At 68.9% G+C, this 6,611-nt stretch carries 8 protein-coding genes; all 8 read right to left on the minus strand.

The annotated features are described in order from the left end of the window. The coding region (locus RT567_RS12205; RefSeq protein ID WP_313576599.1) for a folylpolyglutamate synthase/dihydrofolate synthase family protein at positions 1 to 1,005 on the minus strand (1,005 nt) is incomplete at its 3' end. Positions 1,006 to 1,020: 15 nt separating this feature from the next. Continuing rightward, positions 1,021 to 1,917 carry an acetyl-CoA carboxylase carboxyltransferase subunit beta gene (locus RT567_RS12210; protein ID WP_313576600.1) on the minus strand — a complete coding sequence of 299 codons (897 nt, stop codon included), beginning with the start codon at positions 1,915 to 1,917 and terminating at the stop codon, positions 1,021 to 1,023. 11 nt (positions 1,918 to 1,928) lie between these two features. Beyond that, positions 1,929 to 2,771: a tryptophan synthase subunit alpha gene (trpA, locus tag RT567_RS12215; RefSeq protein ID WP_313576601.1), complete on the minus strand. Its 843-nt coding sequence runs from the start codon at positions 2,769 to 2,771 to the stop codon at positions 1,929 to 1,931. After that, positions 2,768 to 3,280, minus strand: coding sequence for a hypothetical protein (locus RT567_RS12220; RefSeq protein WP_313576602.1), 513 nt, complete (start codon positions 3,278 to 3,280; stop codon positions 2,768 to 2,770). The genes trpA and RT567_RS12220 overlap by 4 nt, the downstream gene beginning before the upstream one ends. After that, positions 3,280 to 4,497, minus strand: a complete 1,218-nt coding sequence (gene trpB, locus RT567_RS12225) for a tryptophan synthase subunit beta (RefSeq protein ID WP_409516174.1) — start codon at positions 4,495 to 4,497, stop codon at positions 3,280 to 3,282. The genes RT567_RS12220 and trpB overlap by 1 nt, the downstream gene beginning before the upstream one ends. A gap of 40 nt (positions 4,498 to 4,537) precedes the next feature. After that, the gene (locus RT567_RS12230) at positions 4,538 to 5,176 is read right to left on the minus strand and encodes a phosphoribosylanthranilate isomerase (protein WP_313576603.1); all 639 of its coding nucleotides are present in this window, start codon (positions 5,174 to 5,176) and stop codon (positions 4,538 to 4,540) included. Positions 5,177 to 5,327: 151 nt separating this feature from the next. Then, the gene (locus RT567_RS12235; RefSeq protein WP_313576604.1) at positions 5,328 to 6,068 is read right to left on the minus strand and encodes a pseudouridine synthase; all 741 of its coding nucleotides are present in this window, start codon (positions 6,066 to 6,068) and stop codon (positions 5,328 to 5,330) included. A gap of 139 nt (positions 6,069 to 6,207) precedes the next feature. After that, positions 6,208 to 6,611 (minus strand): methyltransferase (locus tag RT567_RS12240; RefSeq protein WP_313576605.1); only part of this gene is annotated, 404 nt, incomplete at its 5' end.

Consider the following 6,611-nt stretch of genomic DNA (forward strand, 5'->3'; position numbering starts at 1 on the left):
CAGGGCGGTGGGGCGCGGGGCGCGCGCCTGACGGTCGGCCAGGGCGCGGGCCAGGGCGCGGGCGGCGTGCGGGTTGTGCCCGCCGTCCAACCAAAGTTCGGCGTCGGCCTTCTGGGCCTTGTCGGCATAGGGGCCGGCGGTCAGTCGCTGCATCCGCGCGGGCCAGCGCACGGCCTTTAGTCCCTCGGCGATGGCGGTTTCGGGCAGGTCCAGCTCCAGCGCGGCGGCGATGGCCACGCCCGCATTGTCGAACTGGTGCGCGCCGGACAGAGCGGGCGCGGGCAGGTCCAGGAATCGCTCCTGATCCTGATAGACGAGGCCCCCGCGTTCGGCCCAGGCGTCGAAGTCCACGCCCATGACGGTCAGGGGCGAGCCGACCTCGGCCGCGCGGCGCTCGATCACCGCCATGGCAGCCTCGGACTGACGCGCGACGACGCCGCGTGCGCCCGCCTTGAGGATGCCCGCCTTCTCGCCCGCCACGCCCTCTATGGTCGTGCCCAGAAACTCGGCGTGGTCCAGATCGACGGGGGTGATGACACTCAGCAGCGGCCGGTCGATGACGTTGGTCGCATCCAGCGATCCGCCGAGGCCGACCTCGATGATGGCCAGATCGGCGGGCGTCTCACTCATGGCCAGGAAGCCCGCCGCCGTGGTGCTTTCGAACACGGTGGCCTCGCCCCCGGTCTCGGCCATCGCCGCCTCGACCCGGTCGAGGATGGCGTTCAGGGCCTCATCCTCGATCAGCGTCCCGGCCAGCCGGATGCGCTCGTTGAAGCGCACCAGATGCGGCGAGGTGTAGGCATGGACGCGCAGGCCCGCCGCCTCGGCGATGGCGCGGATCAGCGCGACCGTCGATCCCTTGCCGTTGGTGCCCGCGACATGGACGACCGGCGGCAGCTTGTCCTGCGGATTCCCGAGTGCCTCGCACAAGGCCCGCATCCGATCCAGCGACAGGTCGATGCGCTGGGGATGCCGGGCGCGCAGGCGTTCCGAAATCGGGTCCATGGAAAGAGCCTGCGGTTAGGCAGCCTTCTTCTGGGCCGTACCGCCCATCAGCATGGACAGGATCTGGCCCAGCGTCGTCGGCAGGTCGCCGCGCGACACCACCTTGTCGACCATGCCCTTGTCCTTGAGGTATTCGGCGCGCTGGAAGCCCGGCGGCAGTTTCTCGCGGATGGTGGTCTCGATCACGCGCGGGCCGGCGAAGCCGATCAGGGCGCCCGGCTCGGCCAGGTGAACGTCGCCCAGCATGGCGTAGGAAGCCGTGACCCCGCCCGTGGTCGGGTCGGTCAGCACCACGACGTAGGGCAGCTTGGCCGCCTTCACTTCCTGAACGGCCAGGGTGGTGCGGGCCATCTGCATCAGGCTGAGGGCGCCTTCCTGCATGCGCGCCCCGCCGGCGGCGGTGTAGCAGACCAGGGGAACGTTGCGCTTCACCGATTCACGCGCAGCGGCGATGAAGGCCTCGCCCGCCGCCATGCCCAGCGAACCGCCCATGAAGGTGAAGTCCTGAACGATGACCACGGCGGGGGCCCCGCCGATGCGGCCGTAGCCGATGGCCATGGTGTCCTTGCGGCCCGCCGCCTTGCGCGCCGCCGACAGACGGTCGCGATAGGGCTTGCCGTCCGAGAACTTCAGCGGATCTTCCGGCACGTCCGGCGTGTCGATGCTCTCGAACAGGCCGTCGTCGAAGGTGGCCTTCAGGCGCGTCGGCGCATTGATCCGCATGTGACGGCCCGACGGCGTGACCCACAGGGCCGCCTCCAGGTCCGAGCGGAACAGCATCTCGCCCGTGTCGGGATCCTTGACCCACAGATTGTCCGGGGTGTCGCGTGGGCTGACGATCTTGCGCACGCCGGGCGCGAAACGCGACAGCCAGCCGCCGCGAGCCTTGTTCTCGGGATTTTTATCGACCATGGGCGGGGCCTTTAAACGGTTTCCGTCACGGAAGCACTAGTGCGAGCGCCATGAACCGCATCGGCCAGAGCCTTCACCTTGGCCAGAACGCGGGGAACGGCCGGTTCGTTCGCCGCCAGCGCGGCGGCCACCTCGTCGACGAAGACCGAGCCGGCGACCACGGCGTCGGCGACGCGGGCGATCTCGTCGGCGCGCTGCGGCGTCTTCACGCCGAAGCCGACAGCGACGGGCAGATCGGCCGCGCGGCGCACGCGCTCGACGGCGGGCGCCACCTCAGCGGCCACGGCCTCCTTCACCCCGGTCACCCCGGCGACCGAAACGTAATAGACGAAGCCTGACGTGCCCTCGGCGATGACCTTCAGCCGCGCGTCGTCGGACGTCGGCGTGGCCAGGCGGATCAGCGACAGATCGGCCGCCTTCAAAGCCGCCAGCAGAGGCGCCGCCTCTTCCGGCGGGCAGTCGACCACGATAATGCCGTCCACCCCAGCCTCGGCCGCATCACGGGCGAAGGCCTCATAGCCGTAGGACTCCACCGGGTTCAGATAGCCCATCAGGATCAGCGGCGTGTCCTGATCCGCCTTGCGGAAATCGGCCACCAGATCGAGCGTGCCGCGCAGGGTCATCCCCGCCTTCAGTCCGCGCAGGGCGGCGCGCTGGATCGGCGGCCCCTCGGCCATCGGATCGGAAAAGGCCAGACCCAGTTCGATCAGGTCGGCGCCGGCTGCGGGCAGGCCTTTCAGAATCTCCAGCGCCTCGTCCCGGCTGGGATCGCCGGTCATGACATAGGGGACGAAACCGGCCCGGCCTTCCGCCTTCAGTCGGGCGAAGCGGGCGTCGATGCGTGCAGTCGTCACTGAGCCGAACCTCCCGAAGGCGTCGCCGCCGGATTCGCAGGAGCTGCGGTGCAGACGTCGCCCGGAATGACGGCGAAACCCAGATAGCCCGGCGCGGTCGCCTCGGCGGGCTTGGACTCGTCGTAGAAGGCGACCATCTGCAGGCCGTCGCAACCGCCGCCGTCGCGGCGACGCACGAAGATGACGCGGTTGTCGTCGCCGTCGGCCGCCAGCCAGTTCAAGGTGGCCAGATGCTCGGTGTATGCGTCGGCCAGGGCGCCGATCTGATCCAGTTGCGCCGTCACGCAGAAGGCCGTCGTGCGCAGCAGGCCGCCGCAGTCGGCCGCCTCCGTCGCCGGCGGCAAGACCGGCATCCCCGTGGCCGCCGGACCGGGCGGAATGGTCGGCGCGGTCTGCACGGGAGCCTGGCCAGAAGACGTCTGGGGCGCCGGCGCCGCCGTGTTCTGCGCCAGGGTCAGGGTCGGCGAAACGGCCGCGGCAAGGGCGGCGATCAGCAGGGTCTTCATCATCACAGCTCCACGCCCAGGTGCTGGGCCACGGTGTTGATATCCTTGTCGCCTCGGCCCGACAGGACGATCACCAGATCGCCGTCCTTGCCGATCTGCCTGGCAACCTCGCCCGCACGCGCCAAGGCGTGCGAGGACTCCAGCGCCGGAATAATGCCTTCCAGCTTGCACAGCGCCCGGAACGCCTCCAGCGCCTCATCATCGGTCGCCGACAGGTACTCGGCGCGGCCCAGATCGTGCAGCCAGGCGTGCTCCGGCCCAATGCCCGGATAGTCGAGGCCCGCCGAAATGGAGTGGCCCTCAAGGATCTGGCCGTCGTCATCCTGCAGCAGATAGGTGCGGTTGCCGTGCAGCACGCCCGAGCGTCCGCCCTTCAGGCTGGCGGCGTGTTCGGGCGTGTCCAGGCCGTGGCCCGCCGCCTCGACCCCGATCAGGCGCACGCTCTCGTCCTGAATGAAGGGGTGCATGGCGCCGATGGCGTTCGACCCGCCGCCGATGCAGGCCATGACGGCGTCGGGCAGACGGCCGATCTGGCGCTGGCTCTGGGCCTTGATCTCCTTGCCGATCACCGACTGGAAGTCGCGCACCATGGCTGGATAGGGGGCCGGGCCCGCCGCCGTGCCGATGATGTAATAGGTGTCGGCGACATTGGTGACCCAGTCGCGCATCGCCTCGTTCATGGCGTCCTTCAGCGTCGCCGCCCCGGCCGTCACCGGGTTCAGCTCGGCGCCCAGCAGCTTCATGCGGAAGACGTTCGGCTGCTGCCGGGCCACGTCGACGGCGCCCATATAGACCGTGCAGGGCAGGCCGAAGCGGGCGCAGACGGTGGCCGAGGCGACCCCGTGCTGACCGGCGCCGGTCTCGGCGATGATGCGCGTCTTGCCCATGCGGCGGGCCAGCAGGATCTGGCCCATGCAGTTGTTGATCTTGTGCGCGCCCGTGTGATTCAGATCCTCGCGTTTCAGCCAGATCTTGGCCCCGCCGAAATGCTCGGTCAGGCGCTCGGCGAAATAGAGCGGGCTGGCGCGGCCGACGTAGTGCTCCAGATAGCCGTCGAGTTCGGCCTGGAAGCTGGGATCCGCCTTGGCCGCCGCATAGGCCGCGTCCAGCTCGTGGATCAGCGGCATCAGGGTCTCGGGCACGAAGCGGCCGCCATAGGGGCCGAAGCGCCCTTCGGCGTCGGGCCAGGCGTAGGAATTCGACAGGGAGGCGTTCACGATATCCGGCACACGAAAATCTTCAGGGAGGAAGGCGACGAAATCAGGACCGCGATGCGGCGTCCAGAAAAGCTTTGATCAGGGCCCGGTCCTTAACACCCGGCGCGCTTTCAACGCCAGAGGAGACATCAACCATCGGCGCCCCCGAAATCCGCACGGCCTCGGTGAGATTTTGCGGATCCAACCCGCCCGCGAGGAACCAGTTTGCCGGTAACGCCCGGTTCTGCATCAGCGCCCAGTCGAACGACGCCCCCACGCCGCCAGGCAGGTCCGCGCCTTTCGGCGGCCTGGCGTCGAACAGCAGATGATCGGCGACGCCGGTCCAGTCGGCGACGTGGGCGAAGTCGTCCTCGTCCCGGATCGGCAGGGCCTTGATGATCCCCGCCCCCGTCAGCCGTCGGGCCTCCGCCGCGCGCTGCGGCGTCTCATGACCATGCAGTTGGATCAGGTCGGGCCGCAGGATCAGGGCGACTTCGCTGAGCAGGGCGTCGTCAGGATCGACCAGCACGGCGACCACTTTCGCTCTTCCACGCGCCCGGTCGAACAGGGTGGCGGCGTGCAGCGGCGGGATGTGGCGCGGGCTCTTGGGAAACACCACCGCCCCGACAAAGGCCGCCCCGCCCTCCAGCGCCGCATCCAGCGTATCCGGGGTCGTCAGGCCGCAAATCTTGGTCAGTGTCATGGCGGTGAGGTGCGCGACTGCGGAGGACAGGTCAAGCGCCAGCCCTCTACCTCCCGCTCACCCCGGCGGACGCCGAGGCCCAGTTCTTTGGCGGCAAACAGGGCGCGTGAGGCTCTCACTGGATCCCGGCGTCCGCCGAGATGAGCGGAGTTTAAGAGACGAAGATCGAAGCGATCTCTGCCTCATTCAGCAGCCGCCACGCGCCTGGCGCCAGATCATCCGGCAGCACCAACCCGCCCAGCCGCTCGCGATGCAGGGCCTCGACGTGGTTGCCCGCCGCCGCGAACATCCGGCGCACCTGATGATAACGGCCCTCCGTCACCGTCAGCAGGGCCTCGGTCGGCGAGACGACCTCCAGCACGGCGGGCGCCAGCGGCTTGTCCTCCCCCTCCAGCACCAGCTCGCCCGAAGCGAACAGCGCCCCTTCCGTCCCGTTCAACGGTCGCGCCAGCGTCGCACGATAGACCTTGGCCACATGACGCTTGGGCGAAATCACCCGGTGCAGCAGGTCGCCGTCGTCCGTCAGCAGCAGCAGGCCGCTCGTCTGCTTGTCCAGCCGCCCAATGGTCGAGATCGCCGGGTCGCGCCGCTTCCACCGATCGGGCAGGACGTCATAGACCAGCGCCCCGTCCTCCTTGTGCGAACAGGTCATGCCCAGCGGCTTGTTCAACAGGATCACCAGACCCGCCACGGGGTCCAGCGGTTCGCCGTCGATCTCCATGCGGCTCGGCAGGTCGGGCGTCACCGGAATGCGCTTCGACACATCGGTCAGGTCGGCGCCGTCCAGCACAATGCCGCCCGCCTTGCCCAGCCGCGCCATCTCAGCCCGCGAGCCGTAGCCCATCGAGCCCAGCAGCTTGTCCACGCGGGAGGTGGGAATCTTCTTGCTCATGCGCCCTCTCCTCCCGCCGTCATCCTCGGACTTGACCCGAGGATCCAGAGACTCGACGCCGCCGACAGCACGCGCCCGTCAACCGTCAGCGTATATGGACCCTCGGGACAAGCCCGAGGGTGACGGTGAGGAAAACCGCTCACTTCACCGCCTCGAAAATCTTGTAGCCGCCCTGATCGACCACCATCCGCACGCGCTTGAAAGCGGCGTCCAGTTCGGCCTCATAGGGCAGGTGGCGGTTGGCGACGATCCAGGCCGTTCCGCCCTTCTTCAGCATCTCGGCCGCCTTGCGGATGAAGGCCTGACCCAGACGCCGGTCCTCGTCTCCACCGTCGTGGAAGGGCGGATTGCTGACGATGAAGTTCAGGTCGCCCGCTGCCTCCAGCGTCCGCACATCGGCCCAGTCGAAGCTGGCCCGCGCGTCCTCGACGTTGCGTTTCGCCGCCTCGACCGCGCGCCGGTCGATGTCGACCAGCCGCAGGGCCGTCACGGCGGGCGAACGCAGCACCACCGTCGACAGCGCCCCGAAACCGCAGCCCAGAT

Source organism: Brevundimonas sp. (assembly GCF_032107865.1).
In the GTDB taxonomy this organism is placed as follows: Bacteria; Pseudomonadota; Alphaproteobacteria; order Caulobacterales; family Caulobacteraceae; genus Brevundimonas.